General features: G+C 35.7%; 20 protein-coding genes and 1 riboswitch. Of the genes, 3 read left to right on the forward strand and 17 right to left on the reverse strand.

All coding sequences use genetic code 11. The annotated features are described in order from the left end of the window. Window positions 1-91 precede the first annotated feature (91 nt). Window positions 92-2,416 carry a 5-methyltetrahydropteroyltriglutamate--homocysteine S-methyltransferase gene (gene metE / locus JOD96_RS14170; RefSeq protein WP_209564894.1) on the forward strand — a complete coding sequence of 775 codons (2,325 nt, stop codon included), beginning with the start codon at window positions 92-94 and terminating at the stop codon, window positions 2,414-2,416. A gap of 298 nt (window positions 2,417-2,714) precedes the next feature. On the opposite strand, the gene JOD96_RS14175 is transcribed toward metE, so the two are convergent. Then, window positions 2,715-3,293, reverse strand: coding sequence for an outer membrane beta-barrel protein (locus JOD96_RS14175; RefSeq protein WP_209564895.1), 579 nt, complete (start codon window positions 3,291-3,293; stop codon window positions 2,715-2,717). Window positions 3,294-3,438: 145 nt separating this feature from the next. Here JOD96_RS14175 and gldA point away from each other — a divergent pair, with 145 nt between their 5' ends. After that, window positions 3,439-4,335, forward strand: coding sequence for a gliding motility-associated ABC transporter ATP-binding subunit GldA (gene gldA, locus JOD96_RS14180; RefSeq protein ID WP_209564896.1), 897 nt, complete (start codon window positions 3,439-3,441; stop codon window positions 4,333-4,335). A 46-nt stretch (window positions 4,336-4,381) separates the two neighbouring features. On the opposite strand, the gene JOD96_RS14185 is transcribed toward gldA, so the two are convergent. From JOD96_RS14185 to JOD96_RS14250, 15 genes are all read right to left on the reverse strand, one after another. Further along, the gene (locus JOD96_RS14185) at window positions 4,382-5,791 is read right to left on the reverse strand and encodes a pyridoxal phosphate-dependent decarboxylase family protein (RefSeq protein WP_209564897.1); all 1,410 of its coding nucleotides are present in this window, start codon (window positions 5,789-5,791) and stop codon (window positions 4,382-4,384) included. Between the two features lie 66 nt (window positions 5,792-5,857). Then, window positions 5,858-7,081, reverse strand: coding sequence for a dicarboxylate/amino acid:cation symporter (locus JOD96_RS14190; protein ID WP_209564898.1), 1,224 nt, complete (start codon window positions 7,079-7,081; stop codon window positions 5,858-5,860). A 91-nt stretch (window positions 7,082-7,172) separates the two neighbouring features. Then, a complete protein-coding gene (locus JOD96_RS14195) occupies window positions 7,173-7,826 on the reverse strand; it encodes a class I SAM-dependent methyltransferase (protein WP_209564899.1) in 654 nt (217 codons plus the stop codon). Between the two features lie 245 nt (window positions 7,827-8,071). Further along, window positions 8,072-9,028, reverse strand: coding sequence for a methylenetetrahydrofolate reductase [NAD(P)H] (gene metF, locus JOD96_RS14200; RefSeq protein ID WP_209564900.1), 957 nt, complete (start codon window positions 9,026-9,028; stop codon window positions 8,072-8,074). A 142-nt stretch (window positions 9,029-9,170) separates the two neighbouring features. Continuing rightward, window positions 9,171-11,846 carry a methionine synthase gene (metH, locus tag JOD96_RS14205; protein WP_209564901.1) on the reverse strand — a complete coding sequence of 892 codons (2,676 nt, stop codon included), beginning with the start codon at window positions 11,844-11,846 and terminating at the stop codon, window positions 9,171-9,173. Window positions 11,847-12,392: 546 nt separating this feature from the next. Beyond that, window positions 12,393-13,397 carry a homocysteine S-methyltransferase family protein gene (locus JOD96_RS14210; RefSeq protein WP_209564902.1) on the reverse strand — a complete coding sequence of 335 codons (1,005 nt, stop codon included), beginning with the start codon at window positions 13,395-13,397 and terminating at the stop codon, window positions 12,393-12,395. Window positions 13,398-13,713: 316 nt separating this feature from the next. Then, window positions 13,714-13,829: riboswitch (SAM riboswitch) on the reverse strand. A 150-nt stretch (window positions 13,830-13,979) separates the two neighbouring features. Next, on the reverse strand, window positions 13,980-14,111 hold the full coding sequence (locus JOD96_RS22540) for a hypothetical protein (protein ID WP_262898523.1): 132 nt from the start codon (window positions 14,109-14,111) through the stop codon (window positions 13,980-13,982). A 165-nt stretch (window positions 14,112-14,276) separates the two neighbouring features. Beyond that, window positions 14,277-15,329 (reverse strand): NAD(P)/FAD-dependent oxidoreductase, encoded by a 1,053-nt coding sequence (locus tag JOD96_RS14215; protein ID WP_209564903.1) that lies wholly within the window; start codon window positions 15,327-15,329, stop codon window positions 14,277-14,279. A gap of 160 nt (window positions 15,330-15,489) precedes the next feature. Continuing rightward, window positions 15,490-16,071 carry a bifunctional precorrin-2 dehydrogenase/sirohydrochlorin ferrochelatase gene (locus tag JOD96_RS14220; RefSeq protein WP_209564904.1) on the reverse strand — a complete coding sequence of 194 codons (582 nt, stop codon included), beginning with the start codon at window positions 16,069-16,071 and terminating at the stop codon, window positions 15,490-15,492. Between the two features lie 176 nt (window positions 16,072-16,247). Beyond that, window positions 16,248-17,024 carry a uroporphyrinogen-III C-methyltransferase gene (gene cobA / locus JOD96_RS14225; protein ID WP_209564905.1) on the reverse strand — a complete coding sequence of 259 codons (777 nt, stop codon included), beginning with the start codon at window positions 17,022-17,024 and terminating at the stop codon, window positions 16,248-16,250. Further along, window positions 17,017-19,107 (reverse strand): HEPN domain-containing protein, encoded by a 2,091-nt coding sequence (locus tag JOD96_RS14230; RefSeq protein WP_209564906.1) that lies wholly within the window; start codon window positions 19,105-19,107, stop codon window positions 17,017-17,019. Before JOD96_RS14230 ends, cobA begins: the two co-directional genes overlap by 8 nt. Before the next feature lie 84 nt (window positions 19,108-19,191). Next, complete coding sequence (locus tag JOD96_RS14235; protein ID WP_209564987.1) at window positions 19,192-20,436, reverse strand: sulfate adenylyltransferase subunit 1; 1,245 nt, start codon at window positions 20,434-20,436, stop codon at window positions 19,192-19,194. Between the two features lie 133 nt (window positions 20,437-20,569). Then, on the reverse strand, window positions 20,570-21,469 hold the full coding sequence (gene cysD / locus JOD96_RS14240; protein WP_072970415.1) for a sulfate adenylyltransferase subunit CysD: 900 nt from the start codon (window positions 21,467-21,469) through the stop codon (window positions 20,570-20,572). Between the two features lie 102 nt (window positions 21,470-21,571). After that, window positions 21,572-22,282, reverse strand: a complete 711-nt coding sequence (locus JOD96_RS14245; RefSeq protein WP_209564907.1) for a phosphoadenylyl-sulfate reductase — start codon at window positions 22,280-22,282, stop codon at window positions 21,572-21,574. A gap of 27 nt (window positions 22,283-22,309) precedes the next feature. Beyond that, window positions 22,310-23,197: a sulfite exporter TauE/SafE family protein gene (locus tag JOD96_RS14250; RefSeq protein ID WP_209564908.1), complete on the reverse strand. Its 888-nt coding sequence runs from the start codon at window positions 23,195-23,197 to the stop codon at window positions 22,310-22,312. 309 nt (window positions 23,198-23,506) lie between these two features. Here JOD96_RS14250 and JOD96_RS14255 point away from each other — a divergent pair, with 309 nt between their 5' ends. After that, window positions 23,507-24,289: a sulfite exporter TauE/SafE family protein gene (locus JOD96_RS14255; RefSeq protein WP_209564909.1), complete on the forward strand. Its 783-nt coding sequence runs from the start codon at window positions 23,507-23,509 to the stop codon at window positions 24,287-24,289. A gap of 88 nt (window positions 24,290-24,377) precedes the next feature. Here JOD96_RS14255 and JOD96_RS14260 read toward each other — a convergent pair whose 3' ends face one another. Then, window positions 24,378-24,788, reverse strand: coding sequence for an RrF2 family transcriptional regulator (locus tag JOD96_RS14260; protein WP_008466594.1), 411 nt, complete (start codon window positions 24,786-24,788; stop codon window positions 24,378-24,380). Between the last annotated feature and the right edge of the window lie 113 nt (window positions 24,789-24,901).

Consider the following 24,901-nt stretch of genomic DNA (forward strand, 5'->3'; position numbering starts at 1 on the left):
TATTTATAAAATACATTTTACTGAAATAAACCTCAAATATAAGTTATAAAATCTAATACTATAAATTTGTTCAGTAAAAAATACTGAATCAATGAAAACAAATAATTTAGGTTATCCAAGGATTGGAAATAACAGAGAGTTAAAAAAAGCAAGTGAATTGTATTGGGCAGGGCAAATTTCTGCAGATGAACTTATCGATGCAGGAAAAGAAATCCGCATCAGGAACTGGCATTTACAATCAGAAGCGGGAGTTGATTTAATTCCGTCTAATGATTTTTCTTTTTACGATCAGGTGCTCGATTTAACTTTGACTGTTGGAGCAATTCCTGCAAGATATCATGAACTTGCCAAAACAAACTCATCGCTTGATTTGTATTTTGCCATGGCCAGAGGTGCACAAAAAAACGGACAGGATGTTGTGGCAATGGAAATGACAAAATGGTTTGACACCAACTATCATTATATTGTTCCCGAATTTACGAAGAACCAAAAATTTGAATTGTTTTCAGAAAAAATACTCAATGAGTTTAAAGAAGCAAATGATTTGGGAATTAAAACAAAACCTGTTTTAATTGGCCCTGTTTCTTATTTATTATTAGGAAAAGAAAAAGAAGAAGGTTTTCACCGAATTGATCTTCTTGATGCTTTGCTTCCTGTTTATTTCGAAATTCTGGAGAGATTACAAGCAGAAAATGCTAAATACATTCAATTAGATGAACCTTTCTTAGCTTTAAACCTAAGCGACAAAGAGAGGAATGCTTTCACGAAAGTGTACAACGAAATCAACAAACGTTTCCCAAAACTTAAAATTATTTTAGCGAATTATTTTGATTGTTTTGGCGAAAACTTAGCTACAGCTTTGGCGTTGCCAGTTGATACTTTCCATTTAGATCTAGTGCGTTGTCCGCTTCAATTAAATGATATTTTAGAATCCGGAAAATTAGCTTCAAACGTAAATTTATCTTTAGGTGTAGTTGACGGAAGAAATATCTGGAAAAATGATTTTAAAAAGTCACTGGATTTAATCAAAAAAGCTACTGATGCTTTGGGAGAAAATAGAATTTTAGTTGCTCCTTCCTGCTCTTTAATTCACAGTCCGTGCGATTTAGATTTAGAAACCAATGATGAAACGCTAACTCCGGAAATTAAACAATGGCTGGCTTTTGCAAAACAAAAAATCAACGAAATTGTACTTTTAAAACAATTTGCTTCGAATGAAGCTGACACTAAAACTTCTGCTGATTTTGAACAAAATACAATTGCAAATGAAAACCGAAAAACTTCAAAATTAATTCACAATAATGAAGTTAAAGCTCGTGTTGCCGGAATTACAGCTTCTGATGATAAACGTAAAAGTGCTTTTGCAACGAGAAGAAAAAGCCAGATTGAAGCTTTGAATCTGCCTCTGTTTCCGACAACCACAATTGGATCTTTTCCTCAAACAGCCGAAGTAAGAAATTGGAGGGCAAAATTTAAAAAAGGAGAATTAACAACCGAACAATACAATGATTTAATCGAAAAGGAAACCGAAGCTACGATTCGTTTTCAGGAAGAAACAGGTATCGATGTTTTGGTTCACGGAGAATTCGAACGTAACGATATGGTCGAATATTTCGGGGAACAATTGGCTGGATTTACGTTTACCAAAAATGGCTGGGTACAGAGCTACGGAAGCCGCTGCGTGAAACCTCCGGTTATTTACGGCGACGTTTCGAGACCAAATCCGATGACCGTAAAGTGGTCGAAATATGCACAATCCTTAACCCCAAAATGGGTAAAAGGAATGTTGACCGGTCCTGTAACCATTTTGCAATGGTCGTTTGTTCGTAACGATCAGCCACGTTCTGAAACTTGTACGCAAATCGCTTTGGCGATTCGTGATGAAGTTGTGGATTTGGAAAAAGCAGGAATTAAAATTATTCAAATTGATGAGCCGGCAATTCGCGAAGGTTTGCCATTGAGAAAAGAAGAATGGGCCAATTATTTAGACTGGGCAGTAAAAGCTTTTCGTATTTCTGCATCTGGTGTTGATGACGATACGCAAATTCACACCCACATGTGTTACAGCGAATTCAACGATATCATTCAAAATATCGCCGACATGGATGCTGATGTCATTACAATCGAATGTTCGCGTTCGCAAATGGAACTTTTAGATGCTTTTGCCAACTTTAAGTATCCAAACGAAATTGGGCCAGGAGTATATGATATTCACTCGCCACGTGTTCCGTCAAGCAACGAAATGGTTCGTTTATTAGAAAAAGCTTCGGCAGTAATTCCGGTAGATCAATTGTGGGTAAATCCTGATTGTGGTTTAAAAACACGCCATTGGGATGAAACCAAAAAAGCGTTGATCGAAATGGTTGCCGCAGCTCAGGAAATGAGAGCTGCCGTTGAAAACGGAGTAACTGCCTAATTTTATCTTAATATATTTTTGTTTTTTAATGCCGACAAGTGGAATCGAAAATTCTTGTAGTTATGATTTAATTTCGATTTCATTTTTGTTGGCATTATTTTTTGAAGCAGAAATTTTCATTTTCACAACACGCTCAGTCCCGCTATTCGCTATATCTTTTGTGGCGAACCCCGCCACAAAAGGATATCACTTCTATCGGGGCTAGTTAATAATTTTTAGTTTTCATAAGATTTCAGGAAGAAACAAAAAAGCATTCGCCGCGGCGAATGCTTTTCTGAAATTGAATATATATCTAAGATTAGAAATTTTTAGAAACTCCAATATTAAATGTTCTACCAAAATTAAAATCGAAATTTTTGTATTCTGGACCGTTGTTTTCGTAGTTTATTGTACCGTAGCTTAAACCTCCAATATTAAAGTTTAAACCAAAACCTTTTTTCATATCTATGAAAAGTGCTGGTGTAACACCAACATACATACCGTCACCTTCAAAAGTTGTAGTAACAGGTCCTTCATAAGTTTTGTTTTTTTCACTTTGATAACCTAATCCTAATTCTGCAAAGAATGAGAAAGTTGGATTCAATGGCATAGTGTAACGTAAAAATGCACCTAATTGAGTAGTATTAAATTTCTCTTCGTTTACTCCTTGTTTTGTTTTAGAAGAACCAAAAGAAGCTTCACCTCCAACTGTCCAATTATCGTGAAATTGGTAACCTACTTTAGGAGAAAAGTCAAATTCATTGTTTTTTACTTCGTTATTAGCAAGAGTTCTTGTTTCTGAAGAATAACCAACACTTCCACCTACTAAAATTGTTCCTTTTTGAGCATTTGCAAAACTGCAGATAGCTAATGCAGCCATCACTAAAAATTTTTTCATAATTTGGATTTTATTTTATTTAGCATTCCTTTAACAATAACAATGCCGTCAATACTGGGATTTTTATTTTTTTTAGCAATACTTTAAAAGATAAATCTTAGCAATCGAGACTATTTCTGTTTACTTTTGTAACAAATAAAAAGTCATGTCGATAGAAGTAAACAGTATATCAAAAAGTTACGGAGAGCAAAAAGCTTTAAATGAAATTTCCTTTAAAATTGAGAAGGGAGAAATCGTGGGATTTCTTGGACCAAATGGAGCAGGAAAATCTACTTTAATGAAAATTTTGACTACTTATTTATTGGCAGATAGTGGCGCAGCCCTTGTAAATAGCCACGATGTCATGACAAACGCAAAAGCAGTACAGCAGTCTATAGGATACCTGCCAGAGCATAATCCATTATATTTAGATCTGTATGTTCGTGAGTATTTGGCTTTTAATGCTGATGTTTACAAAGTGCCAAAGTCACGAATTGAAGAAGTTATTCAACTGACAGGCCTGTCAGCCGAAAGTCATAAAAAAATAGGGCAACTGTCAAAAGGATACCGTCAGCGTGTGGGATTGGCAAATGCTTTGCTGCACAATCCCGATGTTTTAATTTTAGACGAACCGACTACCGGTCTGGATCCTAATCAGTTAATGGAAATTAGGAATGTGATTAAAAATGTTGGAAAAGATAAGACTGTCTTCCTGTCAACACACATCATGCAGGAAGTTGAAGCTATTTGTGATCGTGTCATAATTATTGACAAAGGACAAATTGTTGCTGATAAAAAACTGGATAAATTGATCTCTGAAAATAAAGAACAGATTATCGAGGTAGAGTTTGATTATAAAGTTGAAGAACAACTATTGGCTAAACTTGAAAATATCAGTTCTTATAAAAACACCCATGACATGACCTGGGAACTAACTTTTGTTACTGAAAAAGACATGCGCCCGGCCATCTTTGATTTTGCTAACGAAAATGGTTTAAAAACGCTTCAGTTAAATCAGAAAAATAAAAACCTGGAAGCTGTTTTTAGAGAGATTACTAAGTAAGCCTTAGTTCCTGGCTAGTCCTAAATAACCGATACAGATTATAGGACTAGTCATTTAAATCTAAAACAAGAGCTTTCATTTCCTCAATTACAATTTTAATATCATTTTCTGTTGTTCTCCAATTTACAAAAGAAGCTCTTATTCCTTTTCTGTTCTGATAAATTGTTGGTGTCATAAATACTTTACCACCATCATTAAGCAGCATTAAAAACTGGGTTACTTTGTCCTGGTTTTCATTTCCTTTTAAAGTAAAACAAACATTATTTAATCTAATTGGGGCAAGAAGCTCAAAATTATCATTTTCAATTAGGGCATTACCAAAATGCAAAGCCAGTGATATGCTTTTTTCTACAATATCGCAAAATCCCTTTTTCCCATAAGCTACTAAAGAAAACCAAACTGGTAAAGCTCTTAAACGGCGTGAATTTTCCGGAAGTACATTTAAATAATTAAAATTCTCAAGTGCATTTCCAAGATATGGTGCATTTGAATTCTGAAACGTTTCTATTTGCAGGTTAATATGTTCTTTTTTAATTAAATAAAAAGCACTTTCATAAGGAACATTCAGCCACTTATGGCAATCAATTGTAATGCTGTCTGCTCCCTCCCATCCCTGCACAAGATGCTTGTATTTATCTGAAACTGATGCAAAACCTCCAAAAGCGGCATCAATATGCCACCAAAAATTGTATTTTTCTTTTAGTTTTAAAATAGCCTCAAAATCATCAAAATCTGCTGTGTTTACAGTTGCGGCACTCGAAATTAACACAAAAGGCTGCCCATTTAGTTTTTTAATGTTTTCTTCTAAATCATTCATATCAATAGCTTCCCGATTGCCTTCAATTGTTTTTACTGTAGTGTAGTTCTGACTTCCTATTCCTAGCAAAGACAAACACTTTACAGAAGACGAATGGGGTGTGGCTGTCAAAATATTGATGGTTTCAGAAACTCCGTTTTTAGCATAATCCTTTCCAAGCTGCTTTCCAAACCATTGTCTGGCAACTCCAAGACATGTAAAATTAGACATCGTCGCTCCTGTAACAAATCCGCCTAAAAAAGTATCCGGAAGCTCTAATAATTGGAGCAATAGATTAATAGTTTCAAATTCTATTAATGCAGAATTTCCTCCTTGTGATGTTACCGCCTGCGTATTTTGATCATAAACTGATGCCAGCCAGTCGCCAACAATTGAAGCCGGAGTTGAACCTCCCGTTACAAATCCCCAATAACGAGGGCCTGGCGACGAAACTAATAAAGGTGCTAATCGGTCATTAAATTCAATTAAAGCTTTTTCAGATCCCAGTCCTAATTCGTTTAAGTCACGTTTTGGATCAATTGTTATTTTATTTGAAGTTGGAATAGTATCCAGATTATTCAGAAAAGAAACTCCTTGTTGTTTTGCTTTTTCTAAGATATATTCGAAATCGTTAAGATCTTGTTGTAATATTGAATTCATAATAATAAAGTTTCACACAGATTGTGCAGTTTAAAGCAGATTAAAATAGTATTGAAGGACAATTAATTACCATTTGGTTTTCTCCGAAAACCTAGAAACCATCATAGAAGAAATCACATCGCCATTAGCATTTAATAAAGTAGCAATTGGGTCAACCAGTGTTCCTAAGATCATGGCAACAGGCAAAGCTTGTTCCATAGGGAAACCATACACTGTAATGGCCAAAACTTCTCCTATATAGCCACCATTAGGAATTCCGCCTTCTACAATGGAAACAATTACTGTAATTCCTAATGCTAATAATATAGTTGATGGTTCAGTAAAATCTTTTCCAAACATGGCAAACAAAAAGGTAATTTTTAAAATGGATGACATACTGGAACCATCTTTATGCAAAGGTGCTCCAAGCGGAATTACCAAATTTCTAACGTGTGATGGAATTCCCATTTTTTGTGCGGCATCCAAATTAGCCGGAATTGTGGCAATACTGCTGCAGGTTCCAATTGCGGTCAAAGAAGGTGTTATGTTGTTGCTCCAAAAAACTTTAAAAGCTCTTTTTCCTCCCGCAATAATAGCGTATAAACTGAAAAAAGTAAAGAAATAAACCACGCAAGCTCCATAGTAAACTGCCATAGGTTTTGCATAAACACCTAATAACTGTGGTCCGAAAACACCAACCTGATACGCAAAATAGGCTCCCAAACCAACTGGTGCGAGTTTCATTATCAGGTTTAATAATTGCTTCATGACTTCGTTTCCGGAATCCAAAAAACTTTTAAAAACGTTTCCTTTTTCTCCCGATTGCAAAGTGGCAAAACCAATTAAAAAAGAAAAGATAATTAGTGCGAGCATACTTTTTCGGGACAATAATTCAAAGAAATCATTTGTCGTAATCAATTTTGTAATCTGATCTCCGACAGAACCCGATTGTATATTTTCAAACGGAACTTTTGAAACAATCATATCCTGGTGAATCGGAAAAAGATAAACTGCAAAAATCATTACAATTCCAGAGATAAGAATTGTCGAAAGAAAAACCAGTATCATTATAATAAATAGTTTTCCCAGTTTTTCTGTTTTCTCCAAATTAGCAATCGAAGAGCCAATTGTAAAAAAAATCAATGGAATTATTGCTGTAAAAAGCAAATTCAAGAAAATATCCCCAAGTGGTTTTACAACTTCAACTTTTTCTCCAAAAACTAACCCAAAAACACTGCCGACTATTATACCGCCAAGAAGTAAAAGTATACTACTGTAGCTTTTTAGAAAATTGATTTTTTCAGTCTCCATAATTCAAATTATAACTATAAATAATACACAATAAAAACCAATGAAAGTATTCAAAAATAAAGTTTAATACAGCTTTAAAACGTAATATTTCTTACTTTTCCAGAACTATTGTTGTAAAAGCCCTGTCAACGAATTCTCCGGTTTTAGTTTTTACTTTTTCTGTTTGACTTTCAGTGTAAACTATTTTAAAAGCTGTTTTTTCAATTAGTTTCTGTGCTTTTTCAGTACTGTAAAGTTCAAATTCAAATTGTGTGAATGGAAGTGTTTTCATAAAACTTTCCTCTGCAAATGTCAGACAGAAATTTCCATTTGGCTTAAGAACTCTATAAATTTCTGAAAGCAATTTTTCTGGCTTCTTCCAAAAATAAATGGTATTTACGGTAAATATTTTATCGAAAAATTCGTCTTGATACAGAATTGTGTTTCCGTCATAAACAGAAAAGAAGGCCTGTTTTTGAGAGACAAAATTTCTGTTGATCTGACGCGCTTCCTGAAACATTAGTTCCGACATTTCAAGTCCGTAGTATTTTATGTTTTCGGCCTGTTCGAATAGAAATTCTACATGGCCGGCATTTCCGTGACCTAATTCCAAAATCGAATTTCCGCCTTGTACATTGAGATTTTGAATCGAATGGCGTGTCATGTTGATGTTGGTTTCATGCATCATGTTTGCCATTTCTATGCCTTTTTCTCCGGTGGGATGTTTGAGCTGAGAAGCGATTGCTTGTAATTCTTCTTTTTCCATAATGTTTAAATTTAAAAAATTCAAAATTAATCCCGAGGCTTCGGGAGCAAATTCCAGCTTACTTGTCATTGCGAGGAACGAAGCAACCATACTATCATTTTACGTCTTTTTGTCATTCCGACGAACGAGGAACCTCACAAGTAACTCCGCACAGAAAAGAGGACAATCTTTGTCGAGCTTTTTGTGAGATTCCTCGTTCCTCGGAATGACAAAACTGTACGCAAATGACTAAAACGAGTAAACCCTTAAAAAATCTGACTCGCGATCTGACGAATATTCTCAGATTTCCCCATTGAATAATAATGCAAAACCGGAACTCCGGCTGCTTTTAACTCACGAGACTGCTGAATTGCCCATTCGATTCCTACTTGTTTGATTTCGGCATTATTTTTACATTTATCAACCGCGTCGATTAAATCTTCCGGCAAATCGATTCTGAAAATTTGTGGTAAAATCTGTAAATGTCTTTGAACTGCAATTGGTTTAATTCCAGGAATAATCGGAATTGTAATACCCATTTCTCTTGCTTTTTCTACAAAGGCAAAATATTTAGCATTGTCAAAAAACATTTGGGTTACCACATAATCAGCACCTGCATCTACTTTTTCTTTCAGTCTTTTAAGATCGGATTGTAACGAAGGAGATTCTAGATGTTTCTCCGGATAACCGGCAACGCCAATACAGAAATCAGCTTTATTGTCGACATCCATAACTTCATGCAGATATTTTCCGCAATTTAAATCTTTAATTTGGCGAACTAAATCTATAGCAAAATGATTACCACCTAATTTCGGCACAAAAGACTGCTCGTCTTTCATCGCATCTCCACGAAGCGCCATTACGTTGGTGATTCCTAAATATTGACAATCGACCAACATGTATTCTGTTTCTTCCTGTGTAAATCCTCCGCAAAGCAAATGCGGAACAGTATCAACATTGTATTTATGTTTTATAGAAGCGCAAATTCCAAGCGTTCCCGGACGCATACGAGTTAGTTTTTTGTCTAAAAGACCATTGCCTTTATCAATATAAATATACTCTTCGCGAGAAGTAGTGACATCGATAAATGGCGGTTTAAACTCCATCAACGGATCGATATTGTCGTATAATTCCTGAATGCTTTTCCCTTTTTGAGGCGGAATAAGTTCAAATGAGAATAAGGTATTTCCTTTGGCGTTTTCTATATGTTCTGTTACTTTCATTATTTAGGTTATGAGTTATGAATTATGAGTTTTGAGTTGTTTGTGTAAAAAATCTGAATCAAAAAACATAAGTCAAATATCTTCTTGCTTTAAAATTACGAATGAGTTCAATCTAAAATCTAAACTCTAAAATCATAAATTATTAATCTGCTATATTAGGGTTTAACCATTTCATTGCGTAATCTGTTGGTACATTGCGTCGCTTAGCATAATCTACCACCTGATCTTCTTTTATTTTTCCAAGTCCGAAATACCTGCTTTTCGGGTTTCCAAAATAATATCCGGAAACAGATGAAGCCGGCCACATTGCCATACTTTCCGTCAGGGTTACACCAATTTCTTCGGCTACATTTAAAAGCTTCCAAATCGTTGGTTTCTCCAGGTGATCCGGACAAGCCGGATATCCTGGCGCCGGACGAATTCCTTTATAATTTTCTTTAATCAATTCTTCGTTTGTTAAAGATTCTTCTTTATCATAACCCCAGAAATCTTTACGAACTTTTTCGTGAAGATATTCGGCAAAAGCCTCAGCAAAACGATCTGCAAGCGCTTTTACCATAATCGAATTATAATCATCTAAAGCGGCCTCAAATTCAGCCGCCCATTCGTCTACGCCAAAACCTGTTGTTACACAAAAAGCTCCCATATAATCCTCTATTCCGCTTTCTTTTGGCAGAATAAAGTCAGACAAAGCTATGTTTGGTGCGCCTTTCGTTTTTTGAGATTGCTGACGAAGCGTTAAGAATTTCTCCAACACTTTTCCGTTTTCATCACGCAATTCGATATCATCATCATCAACCTGATTGGCAGGAAAAATGCCGTAAATCCCTTTTGCTTTTAGTTTTTTCTCTGCCAAAATTATTTTCAGCATTTCCTGAGCATCTGCAAAAACAGAAGTCGCTTCTTTACCCACAACCTCATCCGTTAAAATCGCAGGATATTTTCCGTGCAATTCCCAGGTTTGAAAAAACGGTGTCCAGTCGATATACGGAACCAAAACATCTAGTTCAACCTCAACAATTTGTTTTCCAATTACTTTTGGTTTCTTTGGCGTGTACTCACTCCAATCTAACTGCATTTTATTTTTACGAGCATCTTCAATGCTTAAGAAATTTTTATCTCTCGAACGATTTAAAAACGTTTCTCTAAACGCATCGTACTCTGCGCGAATATCACTCGCATATATTTTTCGGTTATGATCCAATAGATTTCCTGCAACCGTCACGGCGCGCGAAGCATCGTTTACGTGAATTACAGTTTCTCTGTATTGTGGCGCAATTTTCACGGCAGTATGCGCGCGCGAAGTCGTTGCTCCACCAATCATAATCGGGATTTTAATATCTTGTTTGTCCAATTCTTTGGCCAGATACACCATTTCGTCAAGCGAAGGCGTGATTAGTCCGCTTAATCCAATGATGTCAACATTATGTTCAATCGCAGCCGCAATAATTTTTTCCGGAGGCACCATAACACCAAGATCGACGATCTCATAATTGTTACACGCCAAAACCACCGAAACAATATTTTTACCAATATCATGAACATCACCTTTTACGGTTGCCATCAAAATTTTTCCGTTTCCTTGTTTGTCGCCGGCTTGTTTACTTGCTTCAATATAAGGCAATAAATACGCTACGGCTTTTTTCATTACACGTGCTGATTTAACTACCTGAGGTAAGAACATTTTTCCGCTTCCGAATAAATCTCCAACCACATTCATTCCCGTCATCAAATTGATTTCGATAACTTCAATTGGTTTTGTTGCAGCCAAACGTGCTTCTTCAACATCTTCTTCAATAAAAGCATCAACTCCTTTTACAAGTGAGTGCGTGATTCTTTCCTGCACCGTTCCTAAACGCCACTCCTGAACCGCTTTTTCATCTGATTTTACTTCGCCTTTTACGTTCTCAGCAAAATCCAAAAGTCGTTCCGTTGCATCATCGCGTCTATCAAGAATTACGTCTTCAACGTGCTCTAATAAGTCTTTCGGAATATCATCGTAAATCGAAAGCATCTCCGGATTCACGATTCCCATCGTCATTCCGTTTTTGATCGCGTGGTATAAAAACACCGAATGCATCGCTTCACGAACCGTATCATTTCCTCTAAAAGAAAACGAAACGTTACTTACTCCACCACTAATATGTGCGTGAGGCAAGTTTTCGCGAACCCATTTTGTCCCTCTAAAAAAGTCCAACGCATTCAGGCGATGTTCTTCCATTCCGGTTGCAACGGGAAAAATATTCAAATCGAAAATAATATCCTGCGGGGGAAAACCAACTTTGTCAACCAAAATATCATACGAACGCTGACAAATCTCGACTCTTCGGTCAAAATTATCGGCCTGACCCACTTCGTCAAAAGCCATTATAATTGCCGCAGCTCCGTAACGTTTGATTAATTTGGCATGGTGAATAAAGGCTTCTTCGCCTTCTTTCAACGAAATCGAGTTGACAACACTTTTTCCTTGTACTACTTTTAGACCTGCTTCAATGATTTCCCATTTCGAACTGTCGATCATAATCGGCACTCTCGAAATATCGGGTTCTGATGCAATTAAATTCAGGAATTTTGTCATTGCCTGAACACCATCAAGCATTCCTTCATCCATATTAATATCGATGATCTGTGCTCCACCTTCTACTTGTTGTCTTGCAATATCAAGCGCCTCGTCATATTTCTCTTCCTTGATTAAGCGAAGGAATTTTCTCGAACCTGTTACATTCGTACGTTCCCCAACGTTTACAAAAACACTTTCGGGCGTAATAATCAACGGTTCTAATCCTGCTAATACAAGGTCTCTTCTTTTTTCTGCCATTTCTTTTTTAAGTTACTAAGATTCTATCCCGAAGCCTCGGGACTAAGATTCTGAGTTTTTTTATTCTTTGTTTTCCTGCAAGGTTTTCGAAACCTTGTAGGTATATTCGTTTTTTAATAATCTTATTTTGGGCGTGTCCCTCCGGGTCGGGCTATCCGTTCCTAGTCCTCGCACTTCCTTCGTCAGGCTGTGGGCTATCCACTTCTATCCCTCACGCAAATTTGGTTTCATTAGATAATTTATTTTTTCACGATTTCAATTATCGTTTTTGAAATAAAACGTTTTGGTTTTGCTTGTCTTTGCGAGGAACGAAGCAATCTCATCCTAATATTCCGTTCCTATGGAACTCTTTTTTTATATCGCTTATCTTTTTCAACGGAATAAATTCCGTTGCTAGCAACATTTCGTTCCTCCGGAACTTTCCTTATAGTTCAATTATTTTCAATTCAACCTGCAAGGTTTTCAAAACCTTGTAGGTTTCTATTTTTTATTCGTCAACAAATTTATACCTACAAGGTTTGGTAAACCTTGTAGGAAACGTAAACATTAAGCGAAAACCGGCGCCACTCTCGGCTTATAATCCTTCGCAACCTCAGCAATTAATCTGATATGATCCGGAGTTGTTCCGCAACAGCCACCAATGATGTTTATTAAATTATCCTCTAAATATTCTTTGATTAAGGCCTGAGTTTGTTCCGGTGTTTCATCATATTGTCCGAACGCGTTTGGCAAACCTGCATTTGGATGTGCTGAAACATTGAACTGTGTATGCTGAGATAATGTTTTTAAATACGGTTTTAATAAATCGGCTCCAAGAGCACAATTGAAACCTACGCTTAATAACGGAATGTGTGATACTGAAATCAAAAATGCCTCAACCGTTTGTCCTGAAAGTGTTCTTCCTGAAGCATCGGTAATCGTTCCTGAAACCATGATTGGAATATCCAGATTACGTTCGTCTTTTACTTCTTCGATTGCGAAAAGTGCTGCTTTAGCGTTTAACGTATCGAAAATCGTTTCTACTAAAAGTAAATCACATCCACCATCCATTAAGGCTTCTACTTGTTGTTTGTACGCAATACGCAAATCATCAAACGTTACGGCTCTGTAGCCCGGATCGTTTACATCTGGCGACATACTTGCTGTTCTGTTTGTTGGTCCGATGGAACCGGCAACGAAACGTGGTTTATCCGGATTTTTAGCGGTGAATTCATCTGCTACTTCACGGGCAATTTTAGCCGATTCGTAGTTTAGTTCGTAAACCAAATCTTCCAGGAAATAGTCGGCCATACCGATCGTAGTTCCTGAAAAAGTATTGGTTTCTACGATGTCTGCGCCGGCATCAAAATAGGCAGCGTGAACATCGCGGATCGCTTGTGGTTGTGTTATGGATAGTAAATCGTTGTTTCCTTTTAGCGGATGCGGAAAATCTTTGAAACGCTCTCCTCTGAAATCTTCTTCTGAGAAATTATAGCGCTGCAGCATGGTTCCCATTGCTCCGTCAAGGATTAGGATATTTTTTTTAATTGCTTCTTGTATCGTAATTGCCATATTCTTTTGTCGCTAAGGCACTAAGGCGCAAAGCTTTTTTAATTATAATTTTGAAGGCTCTATTTAAACCCGACAGGTTTCAAAAACCTGTCGGGTTTAACCTTCGATATTTTTTTTCGCATTAATTCTAAAAATTCACTATTGACGGCTAACTAGCCCCGATAGAGCCGGTATCCTCGCAGTGAAACGGAGAGATATAGGCGAAAGCGGGAACGATGATGGCATAAATGCGCCAATGATTCGCTCATGATACTGAATTCGGTAAAATTATTGTAAGGTTGTCAGGAAAAGTTTGAGAAATACAAGTAATGTATTTGTGTTATCTATCTTTAATACTATGAATTTAGTATAAAGTAGAATTTAGCACCTTCTTTATGATAAAGGGTTGCTAAGGTTTCATCGGGTCTATCCCTCCGCCTTTCGTGATAACTTTCAATAAATTTAAGAACAGTGCAAAGTAAAGACATAGCCTTAATACTTGCAAGTATTAAGGCTATTTTTTTAATTTGTTTTACTGTAAGATGTTAGTGGTGAATTTTAGAAAAATTTGAGTTTATTATTTTGATAATCAAAATGGTGTTTTTAAAAACTTCTGTCCCATTTTAAAAACATATCAATTACTTCTTCGTGATCTATAATCTCATTATTATCTTCCTGATTAAATCCAGCTTCAACTTCTTTTTCGTCTTTTAATTCTTTAGTCCAATTGTTCATAGTAGATAATTTTTTGAATACTTTTTTTAAAGTTACGATTTATCTCGTTTATTTCAAAAACCTAATGTTACTTTTTCTTAAACAAAAATGCCCAAACTATAAGTTTGGGCGTTTTTAATATTAAAATCTTAGTGACTTAGAATCTTAGCTACTTAGAATCTCAGACTAAACAATCGCTTTCACAACTGCTTTTGGTGCTTCTTTACGAGTTCCGTCAAAACCATCTACTCCTGAAACTGTGGTATATTTCAATACGTATTTTTTACCTGGATTGATAATTTGATACGCAGCCTGGCACATTAAAGTTGCTTCGTGGAAACCACAAAGAATCAATTTTAATTTTCCCGGGTATGTGTTTACGTCTCCAATAGCGAAGATTCCCGGAATGTTGGTCTGGTAATCTAAAGCATTGTTTACTTTGATTGCGTTTTTCTCAATTTCTAATCCCCAGTCTGCGATTGGACCTAATTTTGGCGTTAATCCAAAAAGTGGAATAAAATAATCGGTTTCGATTTTACGGTGTGCACCGTTTTCTTCGATATCTAATGATTCAACATGCTCAGCACCGTTGATTCCGATTACTTCTGCTGGTGTAATTAATTTAATTTTTCCAGACGTTTTTAATTCCTGCACTTTTTCTACAGAATCAAGAGCTCCTCTAAATTCATTTCTTCTGTGAATTAAAGTTACTTCTGAAGCTACATTTGCCAAGAAGATACTCCAGTCTAAAGCTGAATCTCCTCCTCCGGCAATTACAACTCTTTTGTCTCTGAATTTCTCCGGATTTTTGATGAAGTATTTTACTCCTTTGTCTTCATAAAACTCGATATCTTCAATAAGTGGTTTACGAGGTTCAAAACTTCCTAAACCTCCAGCGATTGCAATAACAGGTGCGTGAAATTTTGTTCCTTTATTTGAGGTTACAATGAAACTTCCGTCTTCTTGTTTGTCGATGGTTTCAGCTCTTTCTCCTAATGTATAACCTGGCTCAAACTGCTTAATTTGCTCTTGTAGGTTATCAATTAGATCTCCTGCTAAAACTTCCGGGAAACCAGGAATATCATAAATAGGTTTTTTTGGATACAATTCTGAAAGTTGTCCTCCTGCTTGTGGCAAAGCATCTAAAATATGACATTTTAACTTTAATAATCCTGCCTCGAAAACGGCAAATAAACCTGTTGGTCCTGCTCCAATTATAAGTATATCTGTTTTAATCATTATGTTGTTGTTTATAATCATTCTTAATAATACAAAGAAACGAATAATTTATTCTACTGCCAATGATTTTTATCATTGATTTCTTTGTTCAATTTTCATCGGGTTAATCCCGAAGCTTCGGGACGACGCTACAATATAATTTGTCCCTCCGTGACTTTTGCTATTCTTTATTTTTTAATGAATCGGTTATCTCGTTCATTCTTCTTACCTTTTCTTCGAAGTCTCCTTTGAGGGTCTTTCGGTATTCGTTCAGATTTTCTACCATTTGGTTGATGTCTTCCGGAATTACCTCTTCGAAAAACTCCCGCAATCTTTTAGCGGTTGTTGGCGATTTTCCATTGGTAGAAATGGCAATTTTTACATTTCCTTTCGTTACGATTCCGCCTAAATAATAATCACATAAATCTGGAGTATCGGCAATATTGCAAATCAAATACCGCTTTCGGGACAAATCGTATACTCTTTTATTGACTTTTAGATCATCGGTACAAGCGATTACCATATGGCGCTTCTTCAGCATTTTCTTTTTGAACTTCGATTCCGTCAATTTAATTGAAGGATGAGTTTCTGCCAAAACTTTAATTTCTAAATGAAAGTCCGGCGCTACGACCTCAACATTGGCATTTGGACTTGACTTCAGCAAAAAAGAAAGCTTCTCTAATCCCACATTTCCTCCACCCACAATCAACACATTTAGATTGTGAAGCTTTAGGAATATTGGATATAATTCATTCTGTTCCATTTTAATTTATTTTCATCTAATCAAAATTAGATGATTTATTTTTTATCGAATTAAATTCGGTCGTTTTTAACCTAATTAATTTAATTCTTTGCATCATTAGATGGAAATCCGAAATCATAATCTCGCGTTCCCCGGGTTGAAACCCGGCGCTACAATATGGATCGTTCCTATGGAACTTATCTGACGATTTCTTTTGATAGAAATTCTTCGTAAAATCCTTTTAATTTATTGTTTTCCCTAACAACTTCTCCGAGAACAATAATGGCTGGTGAACTCAGTTTCTTCTCTTTTACAATTTCTAAAATCGAATTTACGGTTCCAACGCCTACTTTTTCTTCTGAAGTTGTTCCGTTTTGAATGATCGCTACGGGCAAATCTCCTTTTGCTTCTTTTTGAAACAAATCGATAATTTGAGGCAATTTGTGCATTCCCATCAAAATAACCACTGTTGCAGAAGATTGTGCAGCCAAGGCTACATCTGCAGATAATTGTCTGTCAGAAGTTGTACCTGTAATTGCCCAGAAACTTTCTGAAACGCCTCTTTTTGTAATTGAAATTCCCTGACTTGCGGGAACAGCAACTACCGAAGATATTCCGGGAACGACAATGGTCTCAATTCCAAAGCTTTCAATAAAATCTATTTCTTCGCTTCCACGCCCAAAAATAAACGGATCACCGCCTTTTAAACGAACTACGTTTCCGTACGTCAATGCATTATCAACAATCAATTGATTGATTTGATCCTGCGTATAAGCGTGATTTCCTATTTTCTTACCAACAAAAATTCTAATTGCATTCTTGCGTGCGTAAGCTAGTATTTCTTCATTTGCCAATGCATCGTACAAAACCACATTCGCTTCAGCCAATGCTTTTGCGCCTTTCAGCGTAAGCAAATCCGGATCGCCGGGACCTGCACCGACTAAAGTTACTTTTGGTTTTATCGTATTAAGCATTTTCTAATTCCTGAGCTCTGTATTTTTCTATAATTGCAAAAAATGCAATTCCTTCTTCTATATATTGTTTCGCAAATGCTTCACTCGGTTCATTTTGATTGATTTGATAAACCAATTCTCTGAATGATGTAGGCAATCCGATTTTGGCGCTTTCAATAAAAACTTTATCAAACAAATCAACAATTCCTGCATGATTGTTTGTTTTTTCGTTTTCTGAAAGTAATAATGCCTTAGCTCCATTTACAAATCCTGCATAAGCATGGTAAATAGCATCTGACCATTTTCCTTCGTCGAAAGATTCCTGAGCGAAAGTCAATTTATCCTTAGCTTCTAATAATAAAGTTGCTACTAAATCAATTACAACTCCGGCACATTCTCCAACTCCAACTGCTTTTACATAGTTATCAGCGTTACCCCAATCAACAAAATCCGCTTCTGTTAAATTGGTTACATCTGCAAAAGGTTTTAAAATTTCATAGAAATATTTTTCTCCTTTTTGATCGTAATAGTTTAGGAATTTTTCTCCGTTTGCATTAGCATCAAAATCATTTAAGATCGTACGCAAAGCATCCGGGCCTCTTCTACTTGGAATTTTGATTACTTTGTCTGCAAAACGTCCTTCTCCGTTTCCTAATCTTCCTCCTCCTAATAATACTTGTAAAGCCGGAGCTACTAATTTTCCTGAATTGATAGACATTCCCTGAAAACCAATGGCAGACATGTTATGCTGCCCACAAGCATTCATACAACCCGAAATTTTAATTTCGATTTCGCGGTTGTTTAAGTACTGCGGATATTCTGCATTTATTACTTTTTCTAATTCTTCTGCAATACCGGTACTACTTGCAATCCCCAAATTACAAGTATCTGTACCGGGACATGCCGTAATATCAACTGTAGAATTGTAACCTAAGTGAACAAAGTCCAGTTTGGCTAATTCCTGGTAAAAGAAGGGAAGATTCTCTTCTTTTACATGACGTATTACTATATTTTGTCGCAATGAAAAACGTAATTCATTTGCTGCGTAATTTTTAATTAAAGCGGCTAATAATCTGGCTTTATCGGTATAAAAATCTCCTAAAAGAACTTTGATTCCAATAGCGTAATAGCCTTCTTGTTTCTGCTTAATTACATTTGATTTTTTCCAGGCTTCATAAGCAGCTGTATCTTCAATTGTAACTTGCGGAACTTCTAATAACGGTTCTGCAATTGGTCCGTCAAAAGCAGTGGTGTCAATTTCGTACGTTTCAAATGCGATTGCTTTTTTCTCTTTTTCAACCAAATCAAGAAAAACATCTTTTCCGATTTCTTTGATTAGGAATTTCATACGCGCTTTCATTCTTTTTGCACGCTCTCCGTATCGGTCAAAAATACGGATGATTCCTTCTGCAGTCGGGATGATTTGGTTTACCGGAACAAACTCTGAAAGCAATTCAGCATGAGCTGGCTGAGAACCCAAACCTCCACCAAACATAATTTTGAATCCGCGTTGTCCGTCAACGATTTTTGGAATAAATCCTAAATCATGCAAATAACTCAAAGCGGTATCTTCGTCAGATGATGAGAACGAAATTTTGAATTTACGCCCCATTTCCTGACAAATCGGGTTTCTTAATAAATATTGAAACATAGCGTGTGCGTATGGCGAAACATCAAATGGTTCGTTTACATCTACACCTGCTAATTCACTTGCTGTAATATTTCTAACCGTGTTACCACAAGCTTCACGCAAGGTAACATCGTCTTTGGCCAAATTTGCCCAAAGCTCCGGTGTTCTGTCTAAACTCACATAGTGAATCTGAATATCCTGACGCGTTGTAATGTGTAAACGTCCTGTAGAATATTCGTCAGAAACTTTAGTGATACGCACCAATTGCTCGCTGGTTACTTTACCGTAAGGCAATTTAATACGAATCATTTGAACGCCTTCCTGACGTTGTCCGTAAATTCCGCGTGCTAAACGCAGACTACGAAAACGCTCATCATCAATTTTTCCTCCACGGAATAAATGAATCTTTTTTTCTAAATCGATAATCTCTTTTTGAACTATCGGATTTTCTATTTCTGTTCTAAAACTTTCCATTTCTTTTAGTTTATAGTTTATGGTTGGTTGTTTATGGTTGGTTGTTGGCAGGATAACTATCAACTAAAAACCAAAAACTATCAACTATCGAATAAATCCTACTCCTGCTGTGGTGTTCGTTGCCGTATCAATTAAGATAAAAGCTCCGTTTGATTTATTCTCGTTATAGGCATCAAAATATAAAGGCTTGCTTAATTTGATGGTTACTTCTCCAATTTCGTTGATCGCTAATTGCGATGCTTCTTTTGTTCCTGAATAATCTGTTGAGATGGTATTTTTGATACTTTCTACTTTAGCTAAAACTGAATTGGTGTTGTGCTGTACAATATATTTGGTACCGGCAACCAGTTTTTTGCTGTCCATCCAACAGACCGTTGTTGTGATTTCTTTTTCAATTTTTGGAAGTTCTGATGATTTTACAATCATATCGCCTCTTGTCACATTGATATCATTTTCTAATTCAATTGTGATCGATGAACCTGCAACGGCTTCGTCATATGTTTTATCGAAAAAGTGAATTTTTGAAACTTTTGATTCCGTTAAAGAAGGAAGAACTGTAACAGCATCTCCAACTTTAATAGAGTTTCCGTATAATTTTCCGGCATAACCTCTGAAATCATGGTATTCTTCTGTTTTAGGGCGAATCACAGTCTGAACCGGGAAACGTGCTTTTCCTGCTTCAAAAACATCCGAAGAATGTAATCCTTCTAAATGTTCCAATACTGTTTGACCGTCATACCAAGGCATATTTTCAGATTTATCCACTACGTTTCCGCCGTTGATGGCGCTTAACGGAATGTAACTTACGTTTTGCTCTTTGAAAGTACTTTTAGCATTTAATGCCTGAAAATCAGCTTTGATTTTATTGTAAACTTCTTCAGAATAATCAACTAAATCCATTTTATTGATCGCTACGATTACTTCTTTTACTCTCAATAAATTATTGATAAAAAAGTGACGGTACGTTTGTTCAATAACACCTTTTCTGGCATCAATTAAAATAATAGAAACCTGAGAAGTAGAAGCTCCTGTAACCATGTTTCTGGTATATTCTACGTGACCCGGAGTATCGGCAATAATGTAACTTTTCTTTGCAGTCGAAAAATAAATATGTGCTACGTCAATTGTAATTCCTTGTTCTCTTTCTGCTACTAATCCGTCAGTTGCCAAAGAAAAATCCAAATAATCGTACCCTTTTTGTTTACTGCTTTTTTCGATTGCCTCAATTTTATCTGTCGTCAATGATTTTGTATCATACAATAATCTTCCGATCAAAGTACTTTTTCCATCATCTACACTTCCTGCTGTTGCTATTTTTAAAACGTCCATCTTATTATATTGTTTCAGGTTTAAAGTTTCAGGTTTCATGTTATCTAAAAACTTATAAATCTGTATGTTTTTTTTGAATTTTACTTTCTGTTGTTCCCTTCTAACATCTAACTTTTAACTTCTTACTAAAAAATTAAAAGTACCCCTGTTGTTTTCTTTTTTCCATTGCGGCTTCAGAACGTTTGTCGTCAATTCTGGCGCCTCTTTCAGAAATAGTTGAAGTTCTGATTTCTCCAACAACTTCCTGAATGGTTGCTGCGTAAGATTCAACAGCGGCTGTACAACTCATATCTCCAACGGTTCTGAAACGAACAATTCGTTCTTCGATTTGTTCGTCTTCTTCCTGATACACAAAAGGAGAATGCGACCAGATTAAACCGTCTCTCAAAAAAACTTTTCTTTTATGTGAAAAATAGATGGATGGAATCTCGATATGTTCTTTTTCGATATAACTCCAAACGTCTAATTCTGTCCAGTTTGAAATTGGGAAAACACGAACGTTTTGACCATTTTCTATTTTTCCGTTCAAAATATCAAACAATTCCGGACGTTGGTTTTTTTCATCCCATTGACCAAAATCGTCACGAACTGAGAAAATACGTTCTTTGGCTCTTGCTTTTTCTTCATCACGACGCGCTCCACCAATACAGGCATCAAACTTAAATTCTTCGATTGCGTCTAAAAGTGTGATCGTCTGCAAGCTGTTTCTACTAGAATATTTTCCGGTTTCTTCAACTACTTTTCCTTCATCAATAGCATCCTGAACATTACGAACGATTAATTCTAATCCTAACTCTTCTACCAATTTATCTCTGAAAGCAATTGTTTCAGGAAAATTGTGTCCAGTATCAACGTGCAAAAGAGGAAACGGAATCTTTGCAGGGAAAAAAGCTTTTTGTGCCAAACGCACTAATGTTATAGAATCTTTTCCTCCAGAGAAAAGTAAAACCGGTTTGTCAAACTGTGAAATTACTTCTCTGAAAATGTATATTGCTTCACTCTCTAAAGCGTTTGTTTTTAATACTGAACTCATTGTTTTTTGTTTAAAAAGTTTCAAGTTTCAGGTTTCAAGTTTTGTGGTGTACTCTGAAATTCTCAACTATTGTTTTATTCTATTCTCTTGATTCTATTCTCTTTACTCTTTCTTAGCGCTGTGCAATCCGCATTCTTTATGGCTTGATTCCCACCACCATCTTCCGGCTCTAATATCTTCACCAGGAAAAATGGCTCTTGTACATGGCGCGCATCCTATACTTACGAAACCTTGTTTGTGTAAAGCATTTTGAGGAACCTTGTTTTCTGACAAATACGTTTCAACTTCTTCTAAACTCCATTTTAATAATGGATTGAATTTAATGATTTCGAAACCTGCGTCGTATTCAAATAAATTTAAATCTTGTCTGTTCTCCGATTGTTCGGCTCTTAAACCTGTGATCCAAACTGAATTTCCTGCCAAAGCTTTTCTTAACGGAACTACTTTTCTAATAAAACAGCATTCTTTTCTATTCTCAACCGAATCATAAAAGCTGTTTGGTCCTTTTTGTTTCAGTAAATTTTCCACTGCTGTTGCTTCCGGAAAATAAACCTCTATTGGCTTTTTATATTTTTTTAATGTTTTATGAAAAACATCATACGTTTCCTGAAATAACCTTCCTGTATCTAAGGTAAAAATGGTAATATCCTGATTACTTTTTGCAATATAATCTGTAATAACCTGATCTTCCTGACCGAAGGATGTAGAAAAAGTTACTTTCCCCGGAAATTCCTTTGCTAAAAAGGCTAAGGTTTCCTCTAGCGAAAGATCTTTTGTTATATCTAATAATGATTCTATAATTGGTGCACTCATATTCTCTTTTCCTTTTCTAAAATTATTTTACAATAATTTAGATAATGTTTTTAAACTCAATATTATAATTACAATTCCAACCGCAACCATCATTGGCTTTCTTTTGATTTTATTTACTAGATATGCTCCTAGTGGCGCAGCAATCACTCCTCCTAAAATCAATCCTATAATCACCTGCCAGCCATGAATTCCTCCAAAAAGCATAAAAGTGATACCACTTGCAAATGAAATCGCAAACTCTGCAGCATTTACTGAACCTATTGTATATCTAGGATTTCTTCCTCTTCCTAATAATGTTGAAGTTACAATTGGTCCCCAGCCTCCGCCACCTACAGAATCCATAAAACCTCCAAAAACGGCTAAAACGCCCAATTTTTTAGTTTTCTTTTTTACGATGTTTTTTCTTAAAGCTTTTTTTATGATAATAATCGCCAAAACAATCATATATACTGCGATAAACGGCTTAATAACATCTCCATTAATTACATCTGCCAATAAATAAGCTCCTGTAATAGAACCTAAAACGCCTGGAATTAATAAATGCCTTACCAACTTTTTGTTGATGTTTCCAAAACGGTGATGAGAAAGTGCCGATGCTCCGGTAGTAAACATTTCTGAAACGTGTACTGCCGTACTACTCACAACCGGCGGAACTCCATAAGCCAATAAAAATGATGTTGAAGTTGCTCCATATCCCATTCCTAAAGTTCCATCTACCAACTGAGCAAAAACTCCGATGGCAAAAAACACCAATAACTCTTCATTAAATCCTTCTATAAGTCCGTTCCACGAAAACTCAGCGTGGTGATTATATATTAAAATAGATAATAAACCTATTAATAAAACAACCGGAATTCCAATCCAGAGCTTTTCTTTTAAAGAATCACCATTATTTATTTTCAGGTCTTTTTCCATTTTAACAAGTTTATATTGTCTTAAAAATCTATTACCCTATCGGCTTAGTAGATTACTTTGCAAAAGTACTATTTATTTATAATAATCAAAACAATATTTGGATTTTTTTAAACCTACAATAAGATATTAATGCCGTTGTAGAGAGATATTTACAATAGAAACTTATTTATTTAACAAATATGCAGTCTTAGCGATATATTCAAACAATATTTTTAGGTCAAATGGTTGTTTTTTAAAATAGATTTTAATCTCTACAATATCTATAGGATAATTATAAAATTGTTTTTATTTTAGCGCCAAATTTTTATTATGGATTTTCAGATTGGTCTGGTAATTGCCGGTTTAGTGGTTGGATTTGTTGTAGGATTAACTGGTGTTGGCGGAGGCTCATTGATGACGCCAATTTTACTGTACTTTGGTATTCCACCTACTAAAGCAGTTGGTACAGATTTACTTTATGCGGCATTTACCAAAATGGGAGGTGTTTTTGTACACCACAAAAAAAGCAATATAAACTGGCAAATTACGGGTTGGTTAACTCTCGGGAGTGTTCCTGCTGCTTTGATAACTTTGTGGATATTGAATAGTATTAAAACAGACATTGAAACTATAAACAGAGTTATTAAATACAGTTTAGGCTGGGCATTATTATTTACATCGGTCGCTATTATATTCAAAAAGAAACTTTTGAATTTTTCTCAAAAACATGCCGGGGATAAATTCCATAACGAAAGCACTACTCAAAATATGCTGACTATTGCAATTGGGGTTTTATTGGGAGCAACTGTAACGCTGACTTCTATTGGGGCGGGAGCTTTAGGAACAGTAACCTTGTTTTTTTTATATCCGCTTTTGCCCACGCCTCGTTTGGTAGGAACCGAAATTGCACATGCCGTTCCATTAACTTTAGTGGCTGGAATTGGTCATGCTTCTATGGGAAATTTAGATTTAGCTTTATTGGGACAATTATTATTAGGTTCTCTTCCGGGAATTTATATCGGAAGCAGCTTAAGCGGAAAGGTTCCTGATTTATTTCTTAGAAATGCTATTGCCGTTATGCTTTTTCTTGCTGGTTATAAGTTGATTTTTTAAGACCAAAGAGTTATTACATATAAAAAGAAAGACCATTTCATACTTCTGAGATGGTCTTTCTTTTATGTTTTTCATTATTAAATTTGACCTAAAAGGCAATATCTGCCAAAGAATTACTTTCTAATATTTTGAGTGTATTGTCACGAACTTCTGTCATTAATCGTCTTGCAGCGCAAGTAGATTCATCATCACAATCATCACATCTTTCGTAGAAATTATGACTTGCACAAGGCAATAAGGCGATTGGTCCTTCGAGAATACGATAGACTTTTGCCATACTAATGTCCTTTGGATCTTTTATCAGATAATAGCCGCCACCTTTACCTTTTTTTGCTCCAAGGAAACCGGAGTTTCTTAGCAGCAATAAAATACTTTCCAGGAATTTAATCGAAATATGTTCGCTTTTTGCAATTTCGGCTATTTGTACAGGTTCGTTATTTTCTCGTCTGGCTAAATAGGTTAAAGCTTTAATTCCGTATTTTGTTTTCTTTGAAAGCATTTTTATATTTTAGATGTTAGAGTGTTGACTTTAGATTTCTATTCCAAAGTAACAAACTATATATTTTTCTGCAACAAAAATAAACTTTTTAAATGAGAATATAACAGAACGAA

The organism is Flavobacterium sp. 1355, from assembly GCF_017833415.1.
Classification (GTDB): domain Bacteria; phylum Bacteroidota; class Bacteroidia; order Flavobacteriales; family Flavobacteriaceae; genus Flavobacterium.